Source organism: Ectothiorhodospira shaposhnikovii (assembly GCF_016584105.1).
GTDB lineage: Bacteria > Pseudomonadota > Gammaproteobacteria > Ectothiorhodospirales > Ectothiorhodospiraceae > Ectothiorhodospira > Ectothiorhodospira shaposhnikovii.
In genome coordinates this window covers 1-928 of record NZ_NRSM01000087.1, presented here as the reverse complement: position 1 = coordinate 928, position 928 = coordinate 1, and the positions used below count along the sequence as shown (strand labels likewise).

At 59.3% G+C, this 928-nt stretch carries 1 protein-coding gene; it reads left to right on the top strand.

Features of this window, described 5'->3' with window-relative positions; all coding sequences use genetic code 11:
- On the top strand, positions 1–385 hold a 385-nt coding region (locus CKO35_RS17510; RefSeq protein WP_200177389.1), incomplete at its 5' end, for a PD-(D/E)XK nuclease domain-containing protein.
- Positions 386–928: the final 543 nt, after the last annotated feature.

Genomic DNA, 928 nt, shown 5'->3' with positions numbered 1-928 from the left:
CGACCTGTCCGCCCTGGAAACCCACTTCAAGGCCCTGTTTGCAGGTCTGCCCCACGACTGGTACCGCAACAACCCCATTGCTCAATATGAAGGCCATTACGCCAGCGTGTTCTACAGCCACCTGGCTGCCCTGGGCCTGGCCATCACCGTGGAGGATGCCGGCAACACCGGCCGGGTGGACATGACGGTGGATTTCAATGGCCACATCTACCTGTTCGAGTTCAAGGTGGTGGAGCAGGTGCCGGAGGGCAGGGCGCTGCAGCAGCTCAAGGACAAGGGCTACGCCGACAAGTACCGGGGGCAGGGGAAGCCCATTCACCTCATCGGCGTGGAGTTCTCCAGGGAACAGCGGCAGATCATCGCTTTTGACGTGCTGAGCCTTTGATCCGGATACCGAACATGCCCTTTTCGTCAGTCCCGCGAAAGCGGGAGTCCAGGATCTTGAGTCCGTTACCGGCCGATGGATTCCCGCTTGCGCGGGAATGACGCAGATTTATCCGGCGCGGATTTATCCAGCCTGGCAACGGCCCTTGTCCACGGGGCAATCCGCTACACACAACGCACAAAGTAAAGCCCCGTCACTATCCATGTGACGGGGCTTTGTGTCGCGCGGCCGGGCCAATCCCTGGAATCTTCCGTGAGCCTGAGAGTCCATCCTTGAGCGCCGATACTTGGCGACGGGCTCAACATCCCATACCGCCAATAGAGGTGCAACTGCTTGGCGTCAAAAGTTAGAAATGGTTCATAATTTCTTTTGTCCCCGCTCAGGGGAGGGAATGTCTTTGCGCTCGCAACCAAAGGCCGCTTCCGCAAGGCCAGCCCCGGCTTCGTGGTATTCTGCCCCGACAGTGAACCTCCAGGAGCCGAGTTCCTTCCATGGCTACCCAGCTCAACCTCCCCATCGGCGTACAGGCTTTCGGCAAAATCC